Origin of the sequence: Sulfitobacter donghicola DSW-25 = KCTC 12864 = JCM 14565, from assembly GCF_000622405.1 — a bacterium.
In the GTDB taxonomy this organism is placed as follows: Bacteria; Pseudomonadota; Alphaproteobacteria; order Rhodobacterales; family Rhodobacteraceae; genus Sulfitobacter; species Sulfitobacter donghicola.
The window spans coordinates 2462198-2487143 of sequence record NZ_JASF01000005.1 but is presented as its reverse complement, the minus strand read 5'-3'; the positions used below and the strand labels follow the sequence as shown (position 1 = coordinate 2487143).

At 56.6% G+C, this 24946-nt stretch carries 20 protein-coding genes and 1 tRNA gene; 8 read left to right on the top strand and 13 right to left on the bottom strand.

All coding sequences use genetic code 11. From position 1 onward, the window contains the following. Nucleotides 1-7: 7 nt before the first annotated feature. The 8 genes from Z948_RS0113400 to Z948_RS0113365 all read right to left on the bottom strand — a co-directional run bounded on the left by Z948_RS0113400 (nt 8) and on the right by Z948_RS0113365 (nt 9169). Complete coding sequence (locus tag Z948_RS0113400) at nt 8-1306, bottom strand: pyridoxal phosphate-dependent decarboxylase family protein (protein ID WP_025060070.1); 1299 nt, start codon at nt 1304-1306, stop codon at nt 8-10. A 29-nt stretch (nt 1307-1335) separates the two neighbouring features. Beyond that, on the bottom strand, nt 1336-3405 hold the full coding sequence (locus Z948_RS0113395) for an oxidoreductase (RefSeq protein WP_025060069.1): 2070 nt from the start codon (nt 3403-3405) through the stop codon (nt 1336-1338). A gap of 98 nt (nt 3406-3503) precedes the next feature. Further along, on the bottom strand, nt 3504-4442 hold the full coding sequence (locus Z948_RS0113390; protein WP_025060068.1) for a LysR family transcriptional regulator: 939 nt from the start codon (nt 4440-4442) through the stop codon (nt 3504-3506). Nucleotides 4443-4473: 31 nt separating this feature from the next. Then, a complete protein-coding gene (locus Z948_RS0113385) occupies nt 4474-5580 on the bottom strand; it encodes an aromatic ring-hydroxylating oxygenase subunit alpha (protein ID WP_025060067.1) in 1107 nt (368 codons plus the stop codon). 35 nt (nt 5581-5615) lie between these two features. After that, nucleotides 5616-6290, bottom strand: coding sequence for a DUF1028 domain-containing protein (locus Z948_RS0113380; RefSeq protein WP_025060066.1), 675 nt, complete (start codon nt 6288-6290; stop codon nt 5616-5618). After that, nucleotides 6287-6703, bottom strand: a complete 417-nt coding sequence (locus tag Z948_RS0113375; protein WP_025060065.1) for a RidA family protein — start codon at nt 6701-6703, stop codon at nt 6287-6289. Before Z948_RS0113375 ends, Z948_RS0113380 begins: the two co-directional genes overlap by 4 nt. Nucleotides 6704-6729: 26 nt before the next feature. Then, complete coding sequence (locus Z948_RS0113370; protein WP_037951886.1) at nt 6730-7866, bottom strand: aromatic ring-hydroxylating oxygenase subunit alpha; 1137 nt, start codon at nt 7864-7866, stop codon at nt 6730-6732. 25 nt (nt 7867-7891) lie between these two features. Further along, on the bottom strand, nt 7892-9169 hold the full coding sequence (locus tag Z948_RS0113365) for a flavin-containing monooxygenase (protein ID WP_025060063.1): 1278 nt from the start codon (nt 9167-9169) through the stop codon (nt 7892-7894). A 611-nt stretch (nt 9170-9780) separates the two neighbouring features. On the opposite strand from Z948_RS0113365, the gene Z948_RS0113360 reads away from it, so the two are divergent. After that, entirely contained in the window at nt 9781-12186 is a 2406-nt protein-coding gene (locus tag Z948_RS0113360) for an ATP-binding protein (RefSeq protein ID WP_025060062.1), read from the top strand. A gap of 147 nt (nt 12187-12333) precedes the next feature. Next, nucleotides 12334-13896, top strand: coding sequence for a bifunctional metallophosphatase/5'-nucleotidase (locus Z948_RS0113355; RefSeq protein ID WP_025060061.1), 1563 nt, complete (start codon nt 12334-12336; stop codon nt 13894-13896). Between the two features lie 145 nt (nt 13897-14041). On the opposite strand, the gene Z948_RS0113350 is transcribed toward Z948_RS0113355, so the two are convergent. Both Z948_RS0113350 and Z948_RS0113345 read right to left on the bottom strand, forming a co-directional pair. Next, a tRNA-Leu gene (locus Z948_RS0113350) sits at nt 14042-14127 on the bottom strand. A gap of 211 nt (nt 14128-14338) precedes the next feature. Continuing rightward, the gene (locus Z948_RS0113345) at nt 14339-14812 is read right to left on the bottom strand and encodes an Lrp/AsnC family transcriptional regulator (protein WP_025060060.1); all 474 of its coding nucleotides are present in this window, start codon (nt 14810-14812) and stop codon (nt 14339-14341) included. A 109-nt stretch (nt 14813-14921) separates the two neighbouring features. Between Z948_RS0113345 and putA the strand changes: the two genes are divergently transcribed. From putA to Z948_RS0113330, 3 genes are all read left to right on the top strand, one after another. Then, entirely contained in the window at nt 14922-18338 is a 3417-nt protein-coding gene (gene putA / locus Z948_RS0113340; protein WP_025060059.1) for a bifunctional proline dehydrogenase/L-glutamate gamma-semialdehyde dehydrogenase PutA, read from the top strand. A gap of 119 nt (nt 18339-18457) precedes the next feature. Further along, nucleotides 18458-19198, top strand: a complete 741-nt coding sequence (locus tag Z948_RS0113335; protein ID WP_025060058.1) for a rhomboid family intramembrane serine protease — start codon at nt 18458-18460, stop codon at nt 19196-19198. Next, the gene (locus tag Z948_RS0113330; RefSeq protein WP_025060057.1) at nt 19195-19566 is read left to right on the top strand and encodes a GFA family protein; all 372 of its coding nucleotides are present in this window, start codon (nt 19195-19197) and stop codon (nt 19564-19566) included. Before Z948_RS0113335 ends, Z948_RS0113330 begins: the two co-directional genes overlap by 4 nt. Before the next feature lie 2 nt (nt 19567-19568). Here the strand turns inward: Z948_RS0113330 and Z948_RS0113325 are convergent, their stop codons facing one another. After that, entirely contained in the window at nt 19569-20354 is a 786-nt protein-coding gene (locus tag Z948_RS0113325) for an inositol monophosphatase family protein (RefSeq protein WP_025060056.1), read from the bottom strand. Nucleotides 20355-20492: 138 nt separating this feature from the next. Here Z948_RS0113325 and Z948_RS0113320 point away from each other — a divergent pair, with 138 nt between their 5' ends. Next, nucleotides 20493-21521, top strand: a complete 1029-nt coding sequence (locus Z948_RS0113320) for an NADP-dependent oxidoreductase (protein ID WP_025060055.1) — start codon at nt 20493-20495, stop codon at nt 21519-21521. A 213-nt stretch (nt 21522-21734) separates the two neighbouring features. Here the strand turns inward: Z948_RS0113320 and Z948_RS0113315 are convergent, their stop codons facing one another. Further along, nucleotides 21735-22367, bottom strand: coding sequence for a hypothetical protein (locus Z948_RS0113315; RefSeq protein ID WP_037968788.1), 633 nt, complete (start codon nt 22365-22367; stop codon nt 21735-21737). Between the two features lie 167 nt (nt 22368-22534). Further along, nucleotides 22535-23440, bottom strand: a complete 906-nt coding sequence (locus tag Z948_RS0113310) for a LysR family transcriptional regulator (RefSeq protein WP_025060053.1) — start codon at nt 23438-23440, stop codon at nt 22535-22537. A 92-nt stretch (nt 23441-23532) separates the two neighbouring features. Here Z948_RS0113310 and metF point away from each other — a divergent pair, with 92 nt between their 5' ends. Beyond that, on the top strand, nt 23533-24399 hold the full coding sequence (gene metF, locus Z948_RS0113305) for a methylenetetrahydrofolate reductase [NAD(P)H] (RefSeq protein ID WP_025060052.1): 867 nt from the start codon (nt 23533-23535) through the stop codon (nt 24397-24399). 63 nt (nt 24400-24462) lie between these two features. Then, on the top strand, nt 24463-24945 hold the full coding sequence (locus Z948_RS0113300) for a PaaI family thioesterase (protein ID WP_025060051.1): 483 nt from the start codon (nt 24463-24465) through the stop codon (nt 24943-24945). Nucleotide 24946 lies beyond the last annotated feature (1 nt).

Below are 24946 nucleotides of genomic sequence, written 5' to 3'. Positions count from 1 at the left end.
CAGGCCTTCAGGTTAACGTCTTTAGCGTCTCAAGAACATCTTTGGCATCTGTGTCGGGATTCACAATGCACAGGCGGAATACTTTTTGCCCGTGCCACGTGGTTGGCAGACACAATAACGCGCCTGATCGGCGGTTCTCTTCGGCCCATTCTTCCATCATCTGCTCCGACATATCTTTTGGACGGAACAGGACCACCGAAAGCTGCGGCCCCAAGAGCAGCTCCAGCCCCTCCATTTGGTCAATCCCATCGGCAATTTTCTGTGCGGTTGCGATGGTTGTCGCTATGGCCTCGCCATAGGCTGTGGTCCCATGGGTTGCTAACGAGTACCAAAACGGCAGCCCCCGCGCGCGGCGGGTCAGATGCAGCGCGTAATCGGACGGGTTCCAATGCGTTTTGTCCACCGCGTCCAGATAGACCGCGCTTTGCCCATGGGCGTTGGCCGCATCCGCCGCATTGCGGTAAACCAATGCGCAACTATCATAGGGGGCAAACAGCCATTTATGCGGATCCACGATCAGGCTGTGGGCCCGATCAATCCCTGCAAAAACGGGGCGCGTCTGAGGATCGGCAATAGCTGCCAACCCATAGGCGCCATCAATATGCAGCCACAGGTCATGCTCTTCGGCGAGGTCTGCCAAACCAGAGATATCATCAACCGCGCCGCAATTCGTCGCCCCTGCATTGGCAACAATAGCAAAGACATTGGGCTGCCAAACATCCCGCGCGGCCTGCCCAGATATGCGCCCTGTCTCATCTGGTGTGACCTCAATCACATCCACATCCATGACGCTAGCCGCCGCGCGGATCGAGCTATGGGCCTCTCCCGAACATAAAACCGCCCATCGCTGCGGGCGCGGACCTTGGCGTGATTTCCAATCGCGGGCCGCATGAAGCGCGCAAAGATTGCCCAATGTGCCGCCAGCAACAAAAACTCCGCCAGCCGTATCGCCCCAGCCTGCCAGATCCGCCAGCCAGCTTAGGGCCTGATTTTCTGCATGGATCGCGCCAGCGCCCCCATCCCAATTCCCCGCAAAAATACCCGCCGCCCCAAGAGCCGCATCAAAGCTCAGCGCGGCTTGGCTGGGGGCCGAGGCCACATAGCTAAGGGATGTGGGATGCCCGAAAGGACGGGTTGAGGGAACAATCACATCTTTGAACAGATCAAAGGCCGCCGCACCGCCGATACCCTCGGCTGTGATAGAGCCCCCCAAAACGGGCTCAAGCGCGGCAAAGCTTTGTGCGCCATGGGTCGGGTCCTGTCCGCCCAGAATGCGGTTGCGCGTCCATGCCAGAATATCCGTCATCAAAGACGACGAGAAAGGGAAAACGTTTTTCAATCTACTGCTAGCTCCGTAATTTCGCGGCGGAAGGGCAACGCATCACCGATGTCTTCACCATCCAACTCTCGGGCATACCGATGCCCTGCATAAGTCGCCCAAGCGATGGGGCCCGGTGCATTTGCATCGCCAATCAGTTGGACCGATTTGATCCCCGCATCTGCCCATTCTGCTTCGCGGGCTTTCAGGTCCAGATAGACCTTGTTGTTTTCAACTTTTGAGGAAACCAGCAAAACCGCATCACAGGCGATCGGGCGGGTCTGGTCGGTGAACATGCAATTGCTCACAACGTGATCACTGGCGATCTCGGTAACCCCTCGGTTCAGCTCGATCTGGACACCCATTCTTGCGAGGCGGCGGTGAATCTCATGCTGTTCCAGCGTGTTCAGCGTCCATTCGCTGACATAAGCGGCTGGCGTCACCAGCGTGACCGAACACCCTTTCTGGATCAAAAGCTCGGCCATGACCCCGCCCATGTAATAGTGATCATCGTCATAAATCACCACATGCCCTGAAGGGCTGGCCGACGCCATAAGGTCATCAGGCGTAAAGATTTGCATCGCCTCATCCGTTGGAAACGGAACGACATGCTGGCGCGACACACCATCGCGGCGCCATTTGGCCCCACTGGCAATGCAAACATTTTCAAAGCCGAACTCCAGAATGCTGTCTGCATCCAACGCGCTGTCAAAATAGCTTTCGACATTTGGTTTCTGGCTGATCTGGTATTCGCGGTAATCGGCAACCCGCCCCCAGGCGCTCAACCCTGGAAGGTGGCGCTCCTGCGCAACCCGCCCCCCCAAAATGGTGCCCGCTTCGGCCAATGCGACGTCATAGCCACGTTCCGCCGTCGCGCGCGCGGCCTCTAACCCCGCAGGCCCAGCGCCGACAATCAACACATTCGAACTCTCGCCCTTGGTGTTCATCCGCTCAGGGTGCCAACCTTTGCGCCATTCCTCCATAAATGTGGGGTTCTGGGTGCAGCGGCTGATCGACATGGTCATATCGCCCGTCACACAGATATTGCAGCCGATACATTCGCGGATGTCCTCGATACGGCCCTCTTCGATCTTTTTGGGCAGGAAAGGGTCAGCGATGGATGGCCGCGCACAGCCGATGAAATCCAGCGTGCCGGTTTTGATCATTTTCGCCATCACATCAGGGCTGGTAAAGCGGCCAACACCGACGATCGGCTTGTCCGTCAGCTCGTGAATGCCCTTCACCAGCTCATGCTGGGCGGCCTCCTCTTTGAAACGGGACGGGCCAGAGCATTCCTCCCAAGTGCCTTGCGCCAAATCCCAAAGGTCAGGCAGGTTGCGGTTCATATCGACAAATTCGCGCACCTCGGCGTTGGAAAACCCTAGATCGCCAATGGTTTCATCAAGCGACACGCGCAGCGTGATGCCCATGCTATCCCCGACAGCATCGCGAATATCCGCGATCACTTCATTCACAAAGCGGGCACGGTTTTCCAAACTGCCGCCGTATTCGTCGGTTCGATGGTTGGTTGCGCGGCTCAGGAAGTGCTGAAAAATCCCGAACCCATGCGCGCCATAAAGACAGATCAGATCAAAACCCGCAGTCTGGGACCGCTTTGCCGCATTCACAAACCAGCGGCGCAGATCGCGAATATCAGCCTTGTCCAAGGCCCGCGCCTGCACCGGATCATTGGTAAACGTGCGGATGGGTTGCGCCGACACCGCAAGCGGCACTTCCTTGCTGTATAGGTTCGGGCCATTCACCCCCGAATACGCCAGCTGTATCCCCGCTAGCGCGCCGTGTTCCTTCATCCTGTCCGACATTTTGTTCAACATCGGGATGTCCTTGTCCTCCCATAGGCGCAGCTCGATGAATGGGGTGATTTCTGAGGTGTGGTGCATCTCACATTGTTCAGTAAAGATAACGCCCCAGCCGCCTTCCGCCTTGGAGCCGCGCATCGCTGCGGCGGCTGACGGATCGCGGTATCCCCCACCATTGCAATGAGGCACCTGATAAAAGCGGTTCTTTGCCGTGACAGGCCCGATTTGCATCGGCTCAAATAAGATATCGTAACGGGAATCGCGCAAGGCAATTTCCTCCTGTTTGGAAGGGACAGAGCACAAGTCGTGACAGATTACTGACTTAGGCTAAAGTCGCTGATGCTAAATCGAGGCTTAGGGCGGGCCTAAGTCTCTTCCTTGATGGGAAGGCCTGGATACCCCCAAGCTGAAATCGACTGAGAGGCATGTTCGATGAATGCATTAATCGACAAAACACTGCGCGCCCCTTCAGGCACGATAAAGCCAAGCCGCATGGGGCGATGCGCCCCTTCCAGCGGAATAAAGCGCAACTCCCGACCGTCTGGTGACAGATCGCTATGAGGACGAATATTGGCAACCGAAAACCCAAACCCGTTTGCAACCAACGAGCGCATAACAGCCATATCCCGCGTGCGTTCAACGATGTTGGGCCTGAGGGATGCTTTTTCAAAAATGCTCAGGAAATAGGTGCTACTGATCGGCAGATCCAGCAGTACCATAGGGTGATCTGCCAATGTCTCAACCGATACAGATTTGCGATCTGCCAAAGGGTGATAGGCCGAAACAACCGCATATAGGGGCAATGAGCGCACCGGAATAAATTCCAAATCCGCGGGAACTTCCAGATCATAGGTCAGTGCCACATCGATTTCCGCACGCTGAAGCTTTTTGATCAAGGTCACCTGATCGCATTCGATCTGCGACACCTGCACCTCAGGGTTTGCTTCCTGAAACTTGCGCCGGATCGCAGGTAACAGAACCTGCACAAAGGTCAGCAGGCACCCCACCGTCAACGGCCCCTGCACATTCCCCGAAATCGTACCCGCAAGACGGTTCAACCCTTCGGCTTCGGCCAACACTTTGCGCGCCTGTGCCAAAAACTGCGCGCCAGCTTGGGTCAGGCTTAGCCCATGGGCGTGTTTGCGCACGAATAGCGGCAGGCCAAACTCGGCCTCCAGCTGGGTGATTGCCGCCGAAATCGACGGCGAGGAAACATTCACCATCGCGCTGGCTTGCGCGATTGACCCCTGCTCGCCAACGGCGACAAAATACTCAAGTTGGCGAATGGTGAATCTCAGCTGCATTGGCCGACTATTCACGCTCCTTCACAGGTGTTCAAGCCTGCACCGCCGCGTCTTGTGCCGCGAGCCAAACCAAAAAGTCACGCACTGTGCCTTCATAGTCCTCACCCGCTAACGGCCCCTCAACGGCATGGGCCGAGCCCAAGGCGATCTGCATCCGCTCCAGCTTTTCGCGGTCTTCGCGGTTTACCTCTTCCCATAGGGCAATACGCTGCGCGATTGTTTCATCGTCCAACTCATCCCCATATACCGACATGGTCCATTTCACCGTGATCCTGCCTGCCTCTCGCGGGAAAATACTCAGCGATACCAACAGGGTGGCGGCTTGGCTGGCGACTTGGGTCGGGAAAACCGAGAACAAGGTCGAGCGGTGGCGCTCTTCCTCACTCAGCCCCGCAGCCCCTGCCCCGCGCGAGGTGATATTGCGCGGATAGTTCGCAGCGTAGCTGGTAAAACCCCCGCCGCCGCCCAATTTGCGGGCCATTCCCGTTGGCGTGTAGCCATGCAACGTCTCGGGGTGCACCACCGATAGGTGGTATCCTTCCATAAAATTCTCAACCAGACATTTCCAATTGGTCATCCAGTCTTCTTCGGCGACATGGACCAGCCGAAAATTTTCGGGCTCATAGGGCGCGACCAATGCGTCCAGATCAGGATGATCAAAGGGCGCGGCCTGCGCATCAAGGTTCACATAGATAAACCCGTTCCAGATATGCGTGTTGTGCTGGTGCATCCGACAAGAGGCCGCATCAAACCCTGCGTTCTCCATCCGTGTGGCCCGCAGCAACGCGCCGTCGCGGCCATACATCCATGCATGATAGCTGCATAAGAACCGCTTCACATTCCCGCGCCCCTCGGCCAGCGGCATGCCCCGATGACGGCATAAGTTCGCCAATGCGCGCAGCTCTCCGTCATCTCCGCGCACGACAACAATCGGCTCGTTCAAAACCTGTACGGTAAAGAAATCCCCCGCTTGGGGCACCTCGTCCACACGGCCAAGGCAGTGCCACCCCCACCGCAGCGCGGTCTGGCATTCATAATGAAAGCGATCAGGGTCGGTATAAAACGCGCCCGGCATCCCTTGTGGGCGATCAGCCGGCAGAGCGGCCAAACGTTGAAGTGTTGAATGTAACTCGCTCATAATAGCCCCCTTTCGGCTGTTTCAAATCCTGATCGCTACGCGTCGCCGGGCACGCCATAGGATGGCGCCTCTCGTGGATCGAGTGCCCGTTGCACATAGGCTTGCAGCTGCGGTTTATAGACGTCCCACGCCGTGGCGATGTTTTCGATGGGGCAGCCTTCAGTCCAATCACAGCGCAGCTCGGCGACAGGCCATGCGACCTTGTCCACAATCAACATGCCAGCCGAATGCAGCGGCCCCGCCTCACCCCCTTGGGCCAGCCCCGCGCGCATGGCCGCGATCAACCGATCTCCAATATGGCCCGAGGTGCCCAGAAACCCGTCTACAACGGCTTGGGGGACGCCATCATTGGCCAACAAATTCCCCCCCGAGGCCACATCCACCCCTTGGGCCTGTGTCCAAATGCCAAGGGAATTCGGGCCAGAATGAATCTCAGTGCCTCCGTCCTTATCCACGGCCAGAACCTGACGGTATTCGATGAACTTGCCAGTGTCGCGCACCTGCTCGATTGCCTCTGCCGCGCTCATACCGCTGGCCATATGATCCAGCGCGAGCGGCCCCAGCGTGGGATCAGTGACATTTTGCGAAGCAACCGCCCCCACGCCCGCGCGCGCATAGGCGCAGCGCGCCGCAACCGCAGGTGAGGAAGATGAAATCGCCAATCCGAACATGCCCGTTTCGGCACAGCGCGCCACCAGTGAAAACGTCATGTCGGGATCACCGCCGTGCCGTCGATCTCGACCAGCCACTCAGGACGGGCCAAAGCCTGCACCACCAGCCCCGTGGACACCGGATGCACGCCTTTGATGTATTCGCCCATCGTGCGGTAAACCGCCTCGCGGTGGCGCACATCGGTGATATAGACCACCACTTTGACCAAATGCGCCATCTCGCCGCCAGCCTCTTCGATCAGCTGTTTGATGTTTTGCATAACCTTATGGGTCTGCTCGACAGGATCGCTGCTGGTGATGTTTACCGCATCATCAAGGTTTTGCGGGCATTGCCCGCGCAGCCAAACCGTCTTGCCCCCTTCAGTGACAACAGCCTGACAGAGGTCGTTATCAAGGTTCTGTTCGGGGTATGTGTCAGACGTATTGAATTTGCGGATACGCGTGTGGGCCATTGAGGTTCCTGTCGGTTTTTTCGTGTTCAACTGTTTTTGGCGGCGTCGATGCGCGCCATGAGATATTGCGCAAAGTCATAGTTTGGGCGCTCAAGGTGGCTTAGGTGCCCCGGCGCTGCGCGATCCGAACTCAGCCCGCGGAATACTTTTTCGGTACAGCCGCGATCCTCGACGTTCACGTCATCCAGCAACGCCTTGAGGTCTTTGAAGTTCTGCTGCGCGTCAGGGTCATCTTTGTAATCATCCGACATCCCGCCCCCAAAGCGGATGTGCACCTGTCCCGGGCCTTTTGGGTGCAGCGACAGATACCAGAAATAACCCGGAGTCAGCGTGATCATCAAACTGGGGTAAATCGCCAACAAGAATGTCGTCCGCCGCTCATCCCCCTTTAGACGGTCGTTAGAGGGGTGCGCCATCGCGATGCGCAACTGATCATCCTTAAGGATCGTGTGATAGTTGAACGCCTCATGTCCCGGCGGGCAGACCATATCTTCCAGCTTGGACAAGCCCCCGATCGTGCCAGCATGACACACTGGCAGGTGATAGCTTTCCATGAAATTCTCGGCCAAGACTTTCCAATTGGTGTCCCAGACATGCTCTTCTTGGAACGCTTCGGTGTAATTCGTCATGTCATAGCCAGCGATCATGCTTTCAACGGCTTGCAACTGGACCTTTACATCCGGAGCCTCGGCATTCAGCGATACAAACACCCAGCCCAGCCATTCTTGGCATTTGACCTGCGGTAGCTTGTATTGATCCTTGCAGAACCCTTCGTTCAACGACATCGCAGGCGCGCCGCGCAAGGAGCCGTTCAGGTTGTAGGTCCACGCGTGGTAGGGGCAGACAATTGATCGGGTTTGGCCGCTGCCCTGTAACAACGTCGACATCCGGTGCAGGCAGACATTCGACATCGCCCGTAGATCGCCATCGTTATCGCGGATCACCAGTATCGGCTGGCCAGCCAATTCGCAGGTTGTGTAATCCCCTGCATTGGCCAATGCATCTGCGCGCCCCACGCAGAACCAATCCTTGGCAAAGATATGCTCTAGCTCTTCGTTCAAAAACGCGTCGGAAGTGTAAACAGAGGGCGGCATGGCCTGCGCCTGCTCAAACGGGATCGCAACATTCTGGCGCAATTCCTGGACTGGGTTTGACATGGACATATGGTTCAAATCCTAAGGTTCGTAGTTATTCGGCGGCTGGCAGCACAATGGCTGCTTCGCCTTGATAGTCGGCATAGGCGCGTTGAATGGCAATCTGGTCGGCGATGAATTTTGCATCATGCCAAACGCCCCACAAAAATGTTGATCCGCGGCGCGATTGCCAAGGTAACCCAAGGAAATAAACCCCCGGTTCCTTAGAGACCCCTCTTTGATGGATCGGCGCCCCCTGATCATCAAACGCATCCACCTTCAGCCAGCTGAAATCCTGCTTGAACCCCGTTGCCCATATGATGGTCGTGATCCCTTCCTTGGCCAGATCAAGGGATGAAATCGGGTTTGTCAGGCACTCGGGGTCGGCAAACATCTCGCGTGCTTCCGGCTCCAGTGGCAAATCAAGGCCCATCGCCTCGGCATAGGCGTCAGCCGCATCCAACATTTCAAAATAATTCGCATCACCCGCCGCGATGTTTTTGCCCAAATCATCTGCGAAGGACACTGTGCCCTCATCGTACCCATCGGTCAGCCCCAACAGGGTCACACCTTCGCCCGCCAGACGACGAAAATCCATGGTGCGCCCGCCATAGGCACCACTCACCGAGATCGTGACATGCTCTGCCCCCGGTTTTTGCGCGGCCATGTCCCATAGGCCCAAAACGCCTAGCCACCAAACAAAATCCCGCCCGCGATAGCGGCGCGGTGGGCGGTCATGCGGCCCAACAGAAAGGTACACCTTGCGCCCCGCGCGGTTTAGCTCATCCGCGATTTGCGCCCCTGATGAGCCAGCCCCGACAACCATCACAGCCCCCTCAGCCAGCTGCTCAGGGTTGCGGTAACTGGCCGAGTGCATCTGACTAACCTGTGCACCCTCTGGCACAATCGGAGGCATAACCGGATGTTGAAACGCCCCTGTGGCGGAAACAATACGCGCCGCCTCGATCACACCCTGTGTCGTTTCCACCCGAAACCCTGCGCGATCTGGCAATCGCTCGGCTTTGATCACTTCGACACCTGTCCGCACAGGGGCATCTACCATCCCTGCATATTCTTCGATGTAATCCGCGACCCTGTCTTTGCCTACAAATTCATCAGGTGCGTTCCCTTTAAACTCCAGATTAGGGAAACGGTCATGCCAGACAGGACCGTTGGTAACCAAGGCATCCCAGCGCGACGTGCGCCAACTTTCGGCGATGCGGCTCTTTTCCAAAACAAGGAAGGGCGCCCCCTGCTTGCCAAGGTGCTCGCACAAAGCAATTCCAGCCTGACCTGCCCCTACAACAAGTGTATCAACGGTTTCGACGGGCATTTGGGATGTTCTCCTGATCGCTGTTTCGGCACATGAAACTGCCGCTCCTAAGACAGCTTTGCCGTTCAGCAAAAAGAGTAAAAGAAGAGTCTGTATTACCCAAGATTAGGCAAAACCTAAACTGAACACCTCAAAGAAAGGCCACCCCTAATCACCCCCTTTGCAAAATGCGAACCCCTTCTGATTGCCTGTTTTTTTGGCGCCCCGCGACAACACGGAAAACATCCCCCACTCCTATTCGGCAAGATCAAGCTGCCCAAGTTTCAATCGGCGCCTTTACCCCCTGCTGTCAGGCAAGCAAAAATTCACGGAAATAAGCCCAACACCAAAGCGCGCCTAAAAATCTTTGCACTTTTTCAACATCTTCGTTGCCCTCTGCCCCTGATTGGCTTACTTTTATAAAGACGTGAATATGTTTTCTAAGAGCTAACCAAAATCAATTTCACCTCAATATATCTGGTACAAGTAGGTCCAAATTTGGACCCGGGTTAAACCAATGTTAGCAGCCTAGTGGCATCAAATCAGGAGCAATCCTGCTCTGTAGTACAAGATGCCTTTCAAGACGCCTGTTTGGTCAATTTAGCAATATACCTTGCTAGGAGCGCATACCGATGAACGATATCTTGATGGACGTCTCGCGCCTCATCATGACCTCAGCCATATTGATTTTTACTCATAGATTCGGGCAACGGAATTCGACCTACGATCAAAAAGGATGGAGCTTTTTCGTTGTCGGCCTTGCCATGATCGTTTCTGGTGGGGTTTGGGATCTTCTGCAGAATTTCGACAACCTGAAACCGCTGTTCATCGTGCATGGTATCAATTTCCGTTTTATACTGGAGAACTTCCTAGGCTACCTATCAGGCATGCTTTTGATAACCCTCGGATTAATCCGATGGCTTCCCGAAGTGGAACTCGTGCAAACAAAAAACCGACAGGCCCGTCAAACCGAAACATCGCTCAGAATTGCTCAGGACATTTATAGCCGCAAACTAGAGGTCCAATCAGATGAGCTGCAACACGTCTATCAAACCCTAGATGAGGCCCAAGCCCGGCTAGAAGCCGTTATGGAACATTCCCCCGCGGAAATTGGCGTAAAAAGCGTCGAAGGCCTGTATATCGCCATTAACCCGAGCGCCGAAAGAAACTTTGGTCGCAAAGCCTGCGAGATCATCGGCCGGGACAGCTATGAAATTCTGGCGCCAGATGTTGCAGAACAGGTCATCGCCCATGATAAACGTGTCCTCGCGTCAGGCAAATCCGAGACGATGGAAATCACAGGGATCTATGATGGCCGCCCCCGAACTTATTTCACCGAAAAATTCCCAATTCGCGACGCCACCGGAACAATTATTGGGCTCGGCGCGATTGCCACGGATATTACCGCAAAAAAGGCGATCGAAACCCAGCTAAAGGCGAGCGAGCAGCGCTACCGCGAATTATTCGAACAATCCCCTGTTCCCTTTATGGAAGAAGATTGGTCGTCGCTCCTCAAGGTCATGCAAGAATTGTCACGCAATGGCATGACCGAATTCGAAACCTATTTCGACGAAAATCCCGACATTGTAAAAGAGCTGTATGACGGGTGCATCAGCCTTGCCGTTTCTTCGGCTATGGTGAAACTTTATGGCGCGGCCTCTGCTGAAGAACTCCAACAGGACCTGCGATACGACACCTCCCACCCTGATGAAGTCAGCGGATTTATCGATGCTGTCATCGCCTTCTTTCATGGTGCGCGCGTATTTGAATACCAGTCAAAAGATTTCAAAGTTGACGGCACCCTCATAACCACCAGAGTGAAATTCGTCATTCCCGAAAGTTACACCGCGACATGGGAACGGGTATTGGTCTCGATAGAAGATATCACAGATCGGATCGCCGTAGAAAAACACCTACAGGTATTACAACGTTTTGAGGCGATTGGTCAGCTGACGGGCGGGGTTGCACATGATTTCAACAACCTACTGGCCGTCATTCAAGGGAACGCAGAACTCCTCCAGCTCTCCAAAAAAGACCATCCTGAAATGATCGCCCAAATTCTGCACGCCACCCGACGTGGTGCGGATTTAACGCGTAGCTTGCTGGCCTATTCCAGCAAACAAATCCTATCTCCAAAAACGATTGACCTAAATTCCTTATTGGCCCGAATGAACAAGCTTTTGGCGCGAACACTGGATCAAAGCATCGAGATCGAGTTTACGACCAGCAAAGATTTGTGGCCCGCGCGGGCTGATCCTGGCCAAGTCGAAGACGCCCTGCTCAACCTTTCTCTGAATGCGCGGGACGCGATGCCCACCGGAGGGAGTTTATCGATTGATTGTTTCAACACCACCATCAGCGCCCCTGATGATACCTCGGAAACCTCTTTGGACGCAGGCGATTACGTCGTGCTTTCGGTAACCGACACGGGCACAGGAATGGATGAAACAACCCGCGCGCGCGCCTTTGAACCCTTTTTCACTACAAAAGGCGTAGGCGATGGATCGGGCCTTGGCCTTTCAATGGTTTACGGCTTTGCCCGACAGTCCGGCGGTCAGGTCACAATCGACAGCAAAGAGGGTGAGGGAACGACAATCAAAATCTACCTCCCTCGGGAAACCAACTGTGAGTTCCTCCTCGAACACGAACCAAAATCCCCGCCTCCCATGGGGAATGGTGAAACCGTTTTCGTCATCGAAGACGATACGAACATGCGTGAGCTGACCATTCGTTTGCTGACGAGCTTGGGCTATGCCACCATTCAGGCCGAACAGGCCTATACAGCACGCAAGATTTTGGAAACGGGCCAGCATTTTGATTTGGTCTTATCTGACATCGTCCTGCCCGGTGGGACCAGCGGCATCGAATTGGCCGAAGAGGTTCGGGAAAAACGACCTGACGTCAAAATCGTGTTCATGTCAGGCTACCCAACTGAGGCGGCAAAAAAGACCAACGACTTCAATATCAGCGAGCTTTTCCTCAGCAAACCTTTCCGCAGAGATGCTCTAGCGGACATTATAAAAGAAGCCCTCAGCTAACCCCGTTGCGCTGCCCTGATTTCCCGCCAACCCTGCTGGAATAATAGCCGTTTTATAGGTTCCTTTGGCAGTTGACCTTGCGGCGCATTTGACTCTGTAAAAATCAGGCCCCAATCTGTGCGGGAATTTCAAACAAGGAGATTGAACATGAGCCTTCGTTTTATGGCAACAACTTGTGCACTAGCGCTGACTGCTGGCGTTGCACAGGCGGATTTTACACTGCACGTCCTACACATCAACGATTTGCACAGCCGCATTGAACCCATCAACAAATACGATTCCACCTGCAACGCCGAAGACAACGCCGAGGGCAAATGCTTTGGCGGTTACGCGCGGGTTATCACCAAAATCAACGAGCTGCGCGCAGAGCTGGCAGATGAAAACGTCATCGTTCTGGATGCCGGTGACCAATACCAAGGCAGCCTGATGTACACGACCTACAAAGGCGAGGTTGAGGCCGAATTTGCCGAGCAGGTCGGCTTTGATGCGATGGCAGTGGGCAACCATGAATTTGACGACGGAGATCAGGGCCTGCGCGACCTTGCAGATCGCACGTCTTTCCCCATCATCTCGGGCAACATTGATGTTTCCAAATCCAACATCCTTGCTGGCCAGATCGCAGATCACACCATCCTAGAGGTTGGCGGCCAAAAGATCGGTATCGTTTCCGCGCTTGCCGCTGATACCGTCGAAACATCCAGCCCCTCCGAAGCAGTCGCCTTTGCAGATGAGCTGGCCAGCCTTCAGGAAGATGTCTCAGCCCTAGAGGCCGCAGGCGTGGATAAAATCATCGCGCTGAACCACGTGGGCGTCACAAAAGACATGGCAATCGCTGCCGAGCTTAAGGGCGTGGATGCCGTTGTGGGCGGCCACTCCCATACGTTATTCTCAAACACCAAAGAAGGCGCGATGGCCTATCCAACGATGGTGGGCGATGTTCCTGTGGTGCAGGCCTATGCCTATTCAAAATATGTCGGCCACCTGACACTTACGTTCGATGACAACGGCAAGGTCGTTTCCGCAACTGGCGATACAATCCTGCTGGACGCCAGCGTCGCCGAAGATCAGGCCGTCGTGGCGCGGATCGCCGAATTGGCTGGCCCGATTGAGGAAATGAAAACCCGTGTGATCGGCACCGCAAGCGACGTCATCGAAGGCTCTCGTGATGTTTGTCGTGCGATGGAATGCCCGATGGGGAACCTCGTGGCTGACGCCATGCTGGACCGTGTCGCAGATCAAGGGGTGCAGGTTGCAATCCAAAACGGCGGTGGCTTGCGCGCATCTATTGATGCTGGCGAAATCACAATGGGCGAAGCCCTCACCGTTCTGCCCTTCCAAAACACGCTCTCCACTTTCGCCGCCACGGGTGAAACCATCGCCGCAGCGCTGGAAAACGGCGTCAGCCAGATCGAAGAAGGTGCAGGCCGCTTCCCACAGGTTGCAGGCATGTCCTATACGTTTGATGCAACTGCCGAAGCGGGCTCGCGCGTTTCCAACATTATGATTGGCGATGCGCCCCTTGATCCCGCTGCAACCTACATGGCTGTCACAAACAACTATGTGCGCAACGGCGGCGACGGCTATGCGATGTTTAAAGATGCCGAAAACGCCTATGACTACGGCCCAGACATTGCCGATGTTCTGGCCGAGTATCTGGCAAAAACGGGCGATTACGCCCCCTATACTGACGGCCGCATTACCGCCAAGTAACGAAAAACAGGACGGGACCAAGCCCTTTTTGGCGCTTGGTCCCCTCCCCCAAAAACAAAAGCTGATTCCAGCTCAGCTTCCCAGCTCGCCACGGCCAATCACCGTGATGAACCGAGCGCCAAGGCAAAATATCTATCTAGAAAAATGGTGCGGGCGGGGGGACTCGAACCCCCACGGGCATACGCCCAACAGATTTTAAGTCTGGTGTGTCTACCATTCCACCACGCCCGCATCCGGCGCTGTCTTCAAAGGTCAGGTTTGCGGTCGCCTTAGACCTCAAAACCGCTTCGCTTCGTCAACGCTTTGGTTGGTATGCATATATAGCCACATACACAAGTATCTTAGTCACCAAAAGTTGCCTCAACAAAGGTTCCTCACCGCGCGCGCTGTGAAACACCCCGAATACGGGAACAATACAAATTGGGCGGTTGTTGTAAAATGCTTATTGCGTATCCGACAACATCACTTCCTTAACCGCCTCCATGGCAACATAGGTCGATGTTGACGCGACATGGGGTAGCGTAGAAATTGTATCCCCTAAAAACGCACGATAACTCGCCATATCTGGCGTGCGCACCTTTAGGAGGTAGTCAAAATTCCCAGCAATCATATGGGCTTGCTCGATCTGCGGCACCCGCAGGACCGCCTGATTAAACGCATCCAACGCCGCCTCTCGGGTATCGTCAAGACGCACCTCAACAAAGGCAACATGATCCAGCCCCAAACGGATCGGATCCAGCATCGCGCGATACCCCAAGATCACATTCTTTTCTTCCAACCGCTTCAGCCGCGCCTGCGTCGGAGATTTCGATAACCCGATGCGCTTGGCCAAATCAGTGATGCTAATCCGGCCATCCTCTCCGAGAACCGTCAAAATGGCCTGATCGAACCGATCCAGATCAAAAGTCTTTTCCACTCCATTCTCCCAAAAATTAAATCATTTTAACTTCCGTTAAGTCGAATGAAGGCGAAACATCCTCCATTTACAGGGTATGTTAGGTCAATATGAAATCAGGAGCAAGCCAATGACACGTGATACTTCCGCCTCTCTTCGCGCAGGCATTGATCAAAACACTTACGCCGATGCAGATGCCGTTTTAGGCACCCTGATCGAAACCGCTCATCTATCCCCCTCTGATAGATCCACCATCAGCAGTGCTGCCGCGCAGCTGGTGCGTGATATCCGTGCCACCACATCACCAGGCATGATGGAAGTATTTCTGGCCGAATACGGCCTATCCACCGACGAAGGTGTCGCCCTCATGTGTCTGGCCGAGGCGCTGCTGCGTGTTCCCGATGCCGAAACCATGGATGCACTGATCGAAGACAAAATCGCCCCCTCCGATTGGGGCCGCCATATGGGGCACTCCACCTCGACAATGGTGAATGCCTCGACTTGGGCGCTGATGCTGACAGGCCGTGTTCTGGATGACGAACAGCCCGGCCCAATCCGCCACTTGCGCGCTGCCATCAAACGTCTGGGCGAACCGGTGATCCGCACCGCCGTTGCCCGCGCGATGAAGGAAATGGGCCGCCAGTTTGTGCTGGGCGAAGATATCACAGGCGCGATGAAACGCGCCGCAGGGATGGAGGCAAAGGGCTATACCTATTCCTATGACATGCTCGGCGAAGCCGCCCGCACCGAGGCAGACGCCCGCCGCTACCACCTCAGCTATTCCGACGCGATCAGCTCGATCGCAAAAGGATGCACCCACGATGATATCCGCCGCAATCCCGGGATTTCGGTCAAGCTCTCGGCGCTGCACCCGCGCTATGAGGTGGCACAAGAGGCCTCTGTGATGCGTGATCTGGTGCCCCGCCTGCGCGCCCTGTGTCTGCTTGCCAAATCTGCGGGCATGGGCCTGAACGTCGATGCCGAAGAGGCAGACCGCCTTGGCCTGTCGCTGGATGTGATCAACGCCGTGATGAGCGAACCCGCCCTTGCGGGATGGGATGGCATGGGCGTTGTGGTGCAGGCCTATGGCCCGCGTGCAGGCAGCGTGATTGACGCGCTATACAACATGGCCCAAACCCATGACCGCAAAATCATGGTGCGGCTGGTCAAAGGCGCCTATTGGGATACCGAGATCAAGCGCGCTCAGGTCGAAGGGATCGACGGCTTTCCCGTCTTTACCCGCAAGGCCGCAACCGATGTCAGCTATATCGCCAATGCGCGCAAACTGCTGAACATGACGGATCGCATCTATCCCCAGTTTGCCACCCATAACGCCCACACAGTGGCCGCCGTTCTGCATATGGCCGAGGATAAAGAAACCTTTGAATTCCAACGCTTGCACGGCATGGGCGAAACGCTGCACGATATTGTGCTGGAAAACGGCAAAACCCGCTGCCGCATCTATGCCCCCGTCGGCGCGCATAAGGATCTGCTGGCCTATCTGGTGCGCCGCCTGTTGGAAAACGGCGCGAACTCCAGCTTTGTCAACCAGATCGTAGACGAAGACGTCGCCCCCGAGGAAGTCGCCCAAGATCCCTTTGCCAAACTTCAGGCCAGCGTCCCGACCATCCCCAAAGGCCCCGAGATTTTCCGCCCCCTGCGCGCAAATGCCCGTGGCTTTGACCTGACCCATACGCCAACCCTAACCGCGCTTGAAACCGCGCGCGCGCCCTTTGCCACCCATGTTTGGGAGGCCGCGCCCCTGATCGCAGGCACCAGCGCCCCTGCCCCCGCCCAAGACGTCACATCGCCCACAGGGCTTGGCGCGGCGCCGGGTATTGTGCGCAATGCAACCCCTGCCGATGTTGCCGCCGCGCTCGATGCAGCCACCCCATGGGACGCACCACTGGATGAGCGGCGCAAAGCGCTTTTGCGCGCGGCAGACATCTACGAAGACCGCTTTGGCGAAATCTTTGCCCTGCTCACTCGCGAAGCAGGCAAAGGCCAACCCGACTGTGTGGCCGAACTGCGCGAAGGTGTTGATTTCCTGCGCTATTACGCCGCCCAAGCCACAAACACCCCCGCCGCAGGCATCTTTACCTGCATCTCGCCTTGGAACTTCCCTTTTGCGATTTTCCTCGGCCAGATCAGCGCCGCCCTTGCCGCAGGCAACGCCGTCCTTGCCAAACCAGCCGAGCAAACACCCCTGATCGCGCATCTTGCGATCTCGATCCTGCACGAAGCAGGTGTGCCGACCGAGGCTGTGCAATTGCTACCAGGTGGCGGGGATGTTGGCGCCGCTCTCACCTCTGATCCGCGCATCAACGGCGTCGCCTTTACTGGCTCAACCGCAACAGCCCTACGCATCCGTATGGCCATGGCCGAAAGCTGCGCCCCCGGCACACCGCTGATCGCCGAGACAGGCGGCCTGAACGCCATGATCGTCGATAGCACCGCCTTGCCCGAACAAGCCGTCCAAGCCATCGTCGAAAGCGCCTTTCAATCGGCTGGGCAGCGCTGCTCGGCGCTGCGCTGCCTCTATGTTCAGGAAGACATCGCACAGCCGTTTGAGGAAATGCTCATCGGCGCGATGGAGGCGTTGAACATCGGCGATCCGTGGCACCTCAGCACCGATGTTGGCCCCGTCATCGACGAGGACGCGCGCGCAGGCATCGCCGCCCATATCGCAACCGCACGCAGCGAAAACCGTCTGGTCGCAGAATTGGCCACGCCAGATCACGGCACCTATATCGCGCCGACCATCCTGCGCGTCAAAGGCATCGAAGACCTCAAGCGCGAGATTTTCGGCCCCGTCCTGCATATCGCCACCTTCAAATCCCACGAATTGGACGATGTGATTGATGCAATCAACGCAACGGGTTACGGCCTTACCTTTGGCCTTCACACCCGCATTGATGACCGCGTTCAACATGTGTCCGAGCGGATCGAAGCAGGCAACATCTATATCAACCGCAACCAGATCGGCGCGATTGTCGGCAGCCAGCCCTTTGGCGGCGAAGGTCTTTCTGGCACCGGCCCCAAGGCGGGCGGCCCGAACTACCTGCCGCGCTTCTCCGCTCCTGACACGATGTCAGCCCCTGCCCCTTGGGAGGCATCCGCCCCTCTCCCCGCATTGCCAGACCATAGCGCAGCAGCAATCGACACACTCACCCTTCCTGGCCCTACAGGCGAAAGCAACCGCCTCTCTACCCTGCCCCGCGCGGCGCTCTTATGTGCAGGGCCAAGCCCAGAAACCGCCGAGGCCCAAAAACGCGCCGTTGAGGCGCTGGGTGGGGTCGCTGTGGTGGCGCTTGGCGCTGTCGCAGCCCCCGATCTAACGACAGGGCCCGAATATGGCGGCGTTCTTTGGTGGGGCGATGCGAAAACCGCCGCCAGCTTTGAGCAAGCCCTCGCAAAGCGCACGGGCCCCATCATCCCGTTGCTGCGCGGCCTGCCCGACACCGCCCGCGTCAGACAAGAGCGCCACGTCTGCGTCGACACCACCGCCTCTGGCGGTAACGCGGCCCTGCTGGGGGCGTCAGCCTGACCAAAATGGCAGCATCCATCCAGCTTGACCGCTGGTTGGGTGCCGCCCCTTAATCCTTTCCAAGGCGGGCCGCGCAATCGCCCTTGACCCTTCGCGCCCAATCGCAGAGCCTTTGCCCCATGTTTCCTCTTCGTGATCATAACCCCTCGGGCCGCGTCCCCTATGTGACTTACGCCCTGATGGCTGCAAACATCGGCATCTTCCTCAGTATGCTACCTATTTCAGGGGATGAACGGGCGCTGGCCCAGTTCTATTACGATTGGGCACTGCTGCCCCGCCGCATCACTGAGGGCGACGGCTATGGCGGCTTGCTCACCTCGCAGTTCCTGCATGGCGGCTGGATGCATCTGGCGGGGAACATGCTGTTCCTGTGGATCTTTGGCGACAATATGGAAGACGAGATGGGCCATATGCCCTATCTGAGCTTTTACCTGATCACGGGCGTCCTGTCTGGTCTGGCGCATGTGGTATCCGATCCGACATCCTTTGTACCGACCGTAGGCGCATCGGGCGCCATTGCTGGCGTGATGGGGGGGTATCTGCTGCTCTTCCCAAAAGCGAAAATCGACATCCTGCTGATCCTCGTCATCATCTTCCGCATCTTCCCGATCCCTGCATGGATCATGCTGATCCTTTGGTTCGGCATGCAATTCATTGGCGGCCTTGGCGCCGCCCAAGGCGGTGGCGGTGTTGCCTATTGGGCCCATGCAGGGGGCTTTGTGGCTGGGCTGCTGCTCACGATACCGCTTTGGCTGCGCCTTGGCGGTATGGCCTTTTGGCAAAAGACCCACGGCCATCCGCCCCACCCCGAAGCGAAATACGTCCTGCCCAGCTCGCTCCCTAAGGTAAAGCGCAAATGAGCGTCGAGGTCACAGCCAGCTGCCATTGCGGCGCAACCGCTGTGCGCGCGACACTGCCCAACGGGTTAGCAGACGCCAGCCGCTGCACCTGCTCGTTCTGCAAACGCAGACAAGCCGCCGCTGTCACAGCAACCACCGCCAGCGTGGTCGTCACAAAAGGCGCCGATAACCTACAGCTGTACAGCTGGGGAACGGGCACCGCGAAACACTATTTCTGTAAAACCTGTGGCATCTACCTATACCACCAACGCCGCTCTGATCCCGCCCAATGCGGGATCAACCTTGGCTGTATCAAAGGGGTTGATACCTGGGAACATGACCCGATCCCGTGGACTGACGGGGTGAACCACCCCTCAGACCGGAAATAGGATCAGCCGCGGACCACTTTGGAAAAGCTGGTAAAGATCGCCTCGTTGGACGCGATAATCTCACCATCTTGCAAAACATCGCCCTGCGGATTGATCGGCTCAACCAGACCACCCGCCTCTTTCACGATGAGCAAACCAGCAGCCAGATCCCACTCGTTCAAACGACGCTCCCAAAAGCCATCGTAGCGGCCCGCCGCCACATAGGCGAGGTCCAATGAGGCAGCGCCCCAACGGCGAATACCCGCACAAGCAGGCGCCAAACGCGCCACATCCTGCAAAGTCGCTGGCAAATCAGAACGACCCCCAAACGGAATACCCGTTGCAAAAATGCTCTCGATCATCCGGTGGCGGCCAGACACACGCAAACGGCTTTCGTTCAACCACGCGCCTGTGCCCTTTTCAGCAAAGAACATCTCGTCCTTGGCCGCGTCAAACACAACGCCCGCAACGATCTGGCCTTTATGCTCTAGCGCGATGGAAACCGCCCAATGCGGCAAAGCGTGCAAAAAGTTCGTGGTGCCATCCAGCGGATCAACAATCCAGCGGCGCGTCGGGTCTTCACCCTCTTCTGCGCCACCTTCCTCGGCGATCCAGCCATAGGTCGGACGCGCGCCGCGCAGCTCGTCCTTCAAAATCTTCTCGGCGTTCAGATCAGCGCGGCTGACAAAATCGCCTGCACCCTTCATGGATACCTGAAGGTTTTCGACTTCACGAAAGTCTTTCACAAGCGCGCGGCCAGCTGAACGCGCCGCTTTGATCATGATATTAAGATTTGCACTACCAACCATGTCGATGCGGCCTTTTCTGAATGGATAAGTCCCCCCTTTAGGACGTGCCACGACAAAAGCCAATAGCCAGTGACGTTGCGTGATTCTTGTAACGCCCCAAGACTAAGATACGGTTGCCCCAATCCAGAGGAGGACCCCATGACTGAAACAATGAAACAAATCGCGCTCGCCAGCCGCCCCAAAGGCGCGCCAACCCCCGAAAACTTCCGCCTAGAAGAGCTGCCAATCCCCACGCCAGCCGAAGGCGAAGTCCTCGTGCGCGTGCATTACATGTCCCTCGACCCCTATATGCGCGGCCGCATGGACGATTCTAAATCCTATGCCGCCAACATCCCCGTTGATGGCAAAATGGAAGGCGGATCGGTCGGCGAAATCATCGCCTCAAACGCCGAAGGCTATGCCGTGGGCGAATTCGTCATGGGCGGCTTTGGCTGGGCAACACATGCCGCAGTGCCCGCCGTGGGCCTCGCCAAAGTCGATCCAAAGGTTACCCCTATCACCTATTCGCTCGGCGTTCTCGGCATGCCAGGGTTTACGGGCTGGTTGGGCTTGATGGAATTCGGCAAACCAAAGGCAGGCGAAACCCTTGTCGTGGCCGCTGCTACTGGCCCTGTGGGGTCCATGGTCGGCCAAGTCGCCAAATCCTTGGGGCTGCGCACCGTCGGCATCGCAGGCGGGCCAGAGAAATGCAAAATGGCTGTTGAACAATTCGGCTTTGACGAATGCCTCGACCACCACGCCTATGACAGCGCCGATGCGCTGCGCGACGACCTCGGCAAAGCCTGCCCAGACGGCATCGACATCTATTTTGAAAACGTCGGCGGCAAAGTGCTAGAGGCCGTCCTGCCCCTGATGAACCTCTTTGGCCGCATCCCGCTGTGCGGCATGATCGCATGGTATAATGAAACAAAAGAAGTCGACGCAGGCCTCACAGGCCAGCAAATCTGGCGCCACGCTCTTGTCCAATCGCTCAGCATCAATGGCTTTATCATCTCCAACTACTGGGACCGCATGGGCGACTTCCACAAAGCAGTCGGCCCGATGATCGCCAGCGGTGCAGTCGCTGTCCAAGAAGACATCACCGAAGGCCTAGAAAACGCACCCGACGCCTTTATCAAGCTGCTCACCGGCGGCAACACCGGCAAAGCCATGGTAAAAGTCATCTAACCCCTCCCGCGCGCCGCCCCCCCGCGGCGCGCGACCTCACCCGCCCCAGCAACGCCGCAGCGAAGGTCAGGTTTGAGCCCATTGTGTCGAATGCTGCAATTGCCCCGATGACAGCTTTGCGCAGATAGTGAACTTTGCAGATTCGAGAATGCAATTGGTGGAGCGGTGAGACCCGCTCTCAACAACGCCTATGTTGATTCGGTACTCGATACGTTACTCTGTCACTAGTTTCGATAGCTCAGCATCGATATCATAGACGATTTTTTGCAGCATCTGTAGCCATTGCCTGAAGTGCATTTCTCCAACGACCAACACATAAATCGATGTTTCAGAACCTTCGAACATCGGCTCCACCCATGCTGCAAATCCGTCGTCGCGATCCAGCACACCTGAGAGTGCATCCACTTCACCGACCCCGCCATCGTGTATTAGCGTGTTTCGCAATTGCCTTAGTCGATGCAAGCTGGACCAGCTCATATCCCACGGATCGCTCACGCATATTCCAGTTACATGTTGTAGCAAGTATTGTGCTCGGTACAATTTTGGGATTTTCCCGTCTTTTCTGAGTCCATATGCTTGCTGAATATCTTTTTTGCACGGGCTCCCACTGGGGGCGAGGCCGATGATAGCAGCCTCAGCCAACGAGTACGCAGAACAAATCAGCGCCGAACGCAATTGTCGAGACAGGTATTTGTTTTCCCGCTCTAAGCGACGCCTGTCTTGAACACCTTGAGTGTCTCGCTCTGAAGCCGATGCCGCCTCAAACGCAACGTGATTGACCCGTTCGATCCGACCTAATGATACCATCAACGCCGCAAACTCATCTCCGCTGCGAAAATCATTCATTTTTCGGCACTCCCAGAAGCTATCAAGCACTCAAATACATCCGATAGCCACAAGTTCCCCAAAAAGAAACTTAAGATTGCGGCCAAATCTGCTTTGGGCTGACTGCGGCCAATTATCGTTGAGTGACAGTCGGCAACAAAACCCCACAAAGCGGACACCTCCCCCTCCTAAACAGCCTGCAACTTGCGCGCCTCGGTTCCCGCCAGACCCAGCAATTCCTGCATAAACGGCTTTTCACGGTCCTCACTACGGATCGCTGCATATAGGCGCCGCGTGATGCCGTGCTCGGTCAAGGGGCGCGTCACGTAATCCGAGGAATATTTCACCTCGCGCACCACCCAATCGGGCAATACCGATACCCCTCGGTTAGAGGCCACCAGTAGCAAGATCACCGCCGACAGCTCGACCTGACGCACATGCGCAGGCTCTACCTTGGCAGGCATCAAAAGCTGGCTGAACACATCCAATCGCGAGCGTTCAACTGGATAGGTGATCAGCGTTTGATCGCGAAAATCCTCGGCCGTCACAAACGGCTTTTTCGCCAATGGGTGGCTGCTGGCCGCGACAAATACCGCTTGATAATCAAACAGTTCAATAAATTCGACGCCCTCAATCTCTTCGGGGTCCGAAGACACCACCAGATCGACCTCTTGGCGCAGTAACGCGGGCATCGCGTCAAACGCCAACCCGGGGCGGATGTCCACATCCACCTCCCCGAACGAGCGGCGAAACTGCTCAAGCACCGGAAACAGCCACTCAAAACAGGCGTGGCATTCAATCGCGATATGCATCCGCCCCGCGCTGCCATCGCGCAGCCCGCTAAATTCATCCTGCAGCGCAGCCACCTGCGGCAACACCTGCTCGGCCAGCTTTAGCAATCTCTGCCCCGCTGGCGACAGTTTCAGCGGCTTTGAGCGGCGCACAAACAGCTCAACCCCCGCCTGATCCTCCAACCCCTTCACCTGATGGCTCAGCGCGCTTTGCGTGATGTTCATCATCTCGGCTGCCCGCGCCAATCCTCCCGCACGGTGGATCGCCTGAATGGTGCGCAAATGGCGGAACTCGATATGCATATGAGCCAAGCCTCATGTTAAAGATGAAAGTTATGAATTTGTTTCACAAATCAATCTATGCGACAAGTACCGAAATGAAAAAGGAACCCGCCATGCCCCTCGCTGATATCTCTTTCGAAGTCTTCCCACCAAAGACTGTGGATGCGTCATTCAAGCTATGGGAAACCGCGCAGGCCTTGGCGCCGCTGGAACCTCGCTTCTTTTCCATCACCTATGGCGCGGGTGGCTCAACACGCGACCTGACCCATGATGCTGCGCTGGTGCTGCATAAAACGTCCAAGCTGCCCGTTTCGGCGCACCTTACCTGCGTGGGGGCCAGCGTGCAGGAAACCATGGAGGTTGCCGAAAAATTCCACGCGGCGGGCGTGACAGATATTGTCGCCCTGCGCGGCGATCCACAGGCTGGCCAAGACCGCTTTATCCCCCACCCAGAAGGGTTTGCCAACTCGGTCGAGCTGATCGAAGCCCTTGCCCTGCAAGATAAATTCAACATCCGCGTTGGCGCCTACCCCGATTGCCATCCAGATGCGGCCAGCCAACACGCCAATATCCAGTTCCTGAAACGCAAATTCGACGCAGGCGCGGATGAGGCCATCACGCAATTCTTCTTTGAGCCCGAAAGCTTCCTGCGGTTCCGCGATCAATGCGCGGCCGCTGGCATCACCAAACCCATCACCCCTGGCATCCTGCCGATCACCAACTGGACCTCGGCCCGCAAATTCGCCACCCGCTGCGGCACCAAAATCCCCAGCTGGCTAGACGAAGCCTACCGCGTGGCCGAACGCGACAACCGGACCGAGCTGCTCTCGACCACCCTATGCACCGAAATGTGCAGCACGCTGATCTCCGAAGGGGTCGAAGCCTTGCACTTTTACACGCTCAACCGCCCCGAGCTGACGCGCGATGTCTGCCGCGCGCTGGGGGTTACACCGCAATCAACCCTATCAAACGTGGCGTAACATTTGCGGTTCTGCCCAACGCGGCTCTAGGCTAGTCTAACCAAAACGAGCCGGAGCCGCCCCATGCCACGAAACGACAGCACCCCATCCGAGATCCTGAGCAAATCTGATACGCTGTCCATTTCGGGGCTAGAGTCCATGCAACGCATCCTCGACAAGACCCAGCCAGGCCCCCCTATTGGGGCTGCACTGGGCTATCACCTGCATAGCGTGGAAAAGGGGCGGGTTGTCTTTCGCGGCACCCCCGAACACCATGTCACCAACCCGATGGGCACCGTGCATGGCGGCTGGTACGGTACGCTGCTGGACAGTTCGATGGCCTGCGCCGTGCTTACCCATGTGCCCAGTGGCTCAATCTACACCACGCTAGAATACAAGATTAACATCCTGCGCTCGATCCCTCTGGGCATGGAAATTGACAGTATTGGCATGGTCGATCACGCAGGGCGCTCGACGGGGGTGGCCCATGGTGAAATCCGCGGCGTCAAAGATGGCAAACTTTATGCCACAGGCTCAACCACCTGTATCATCATGAAAGTCACCTGAG

What these genes read in the sequence shown, in the direction of transcription:
- Z948_RS0113400 (WP_025060070.1), bottom strand. Translation starts at nt 1,306, where the DNA reads ATGACGGATATTCTGGCATGGACGCGCAACCGCATTCTGGGCGGACAG.
- Z948_RS0113390 (WP_025060068.1), bottom strand. Translation starts at nt 4,442, where the DNA reads ATGCAGCTGAGATTCACCATTCGCCAACTTGAGTATTTTGTCGCCGTT.
- Z948_RS0113385 (WP_025060067.1), bottom strand. Translation starts at nt 5,580, where the DNA reads ATGAGCGAGTTACATTCAACACTTCAACGTTTGGCCGCTCTGCCGGCT.
- Z948_RS0113380 (WP_025060066.1), bottom strand. Translation starts at nt 6,290, where the DNA reads ATGACGTTTTCACTGGTGGCGCGCTGTGCCGAAACGGGCATGTTCGGA.
- Z948_RS0113375 (WP_025060065.1), bottom strand. Translation starts at nt 6,703, where the DNA reads ATGGCCCACACGCGTATCCGCAAATTCAATACGTCTGACACATACCCC.
- Z948_RS0113370 (WP_037951886.1), bottom strand. Translation starts at nt 7,866, where the DNA reads ATGTCCATGTCAAACCCAGTCCAGGAATTGCGCCAGAATGTTGCGATC.
- Z948_RS0113365 (WP_025060063.1), bottom strand. Translation starts at nt 9,169, where the DNA reads ATGCCCGTCGAAACCGTTGATACACTTGTTGTAGGGGCAGGTCAGGCT.
- Z948_RS0113360 (WP_025060062.1), top strand. Translation starts at nt 9,781, where the DNA reads ATGAACGATATCTTGATGGACGTCTCGCGCCTCATCATGACCTCAGCC.
- Z948_RS0113355 (WP_025060061.1), top strand. Translation starts at nt 12,334, where the DNA reads ATGAGCCTTCGTTTTATGGCAACAACTTGTGCACTAGCGCTGACTGCT.
- putA (WP_025060059.1), top strand. Translation starts at nt 14,922, where the DNA reads ATGACACGTGATACTTCCGCCTCTCTTCGCGCAGGCATTGATCAAAAC.
- Z948_RS0113335 (WP_025060058.1), top strand. Translation starts at nt 18,458, where the DNA reads ATGTTTCCTCTTCGTGATCATAACCCCTCGGGCCGCGTCCCCTATGTG.
- Z948_RS0113330 (WP_025060057.1), top strand. Translation starts at nt 19,195, where the DNA reads ATGAGCGTCGAGGTCACAGCCAGCTGCCATTGCGGCGCAACCGCTGTG.
- Z948_RS0113325 (WP_025060056.1), bottom strand. Translation starts at nt 20,354, where the DNA reads ATGGTTGGTAGTGCAAATCTTAATATCATGATCAAAGCGGCGCGTTCA.
- Z948_RS0113320 (WP_025060055.1), top strand. Translation starts at nt 20,493, where the DNA reads ATGACTGAAACAATGAAACAAATCGCGCTCGCCAGCCGCCCCAAAGGC.
- Z948_RS0113315 (WP_037968788.1), bottom strand. Translation starts at nt 22,367, where the DNA reads ATGAATGATTTTCGCAGCGGAGATGAGTTTGCGGCGTTGATGGTATCA.
- Z948_RS0113310 (WP_025060053.1), bottom strand. Translation starts at nt 23,440, where the DNA reads ATGCATATCGAGTTCCGCCATTTGCGCACCATTCAGGCGATCCACCGT.
- metF (WP_025060052.1), top strand. Translation starts at nt 23,533, where the DNA reads ATGCCCCTCGCTGATATCTCTTTCGAAGTCTTCCCACCAAAGACTGTG.
- Z948_RS0113300 (WP_025060051.1), top strand. Translation starts at nt 24,463, where the DNA reads ATGCCACGAAACGACAGCACCCCATCCGAGATCCTGAGCAAATCTGAT.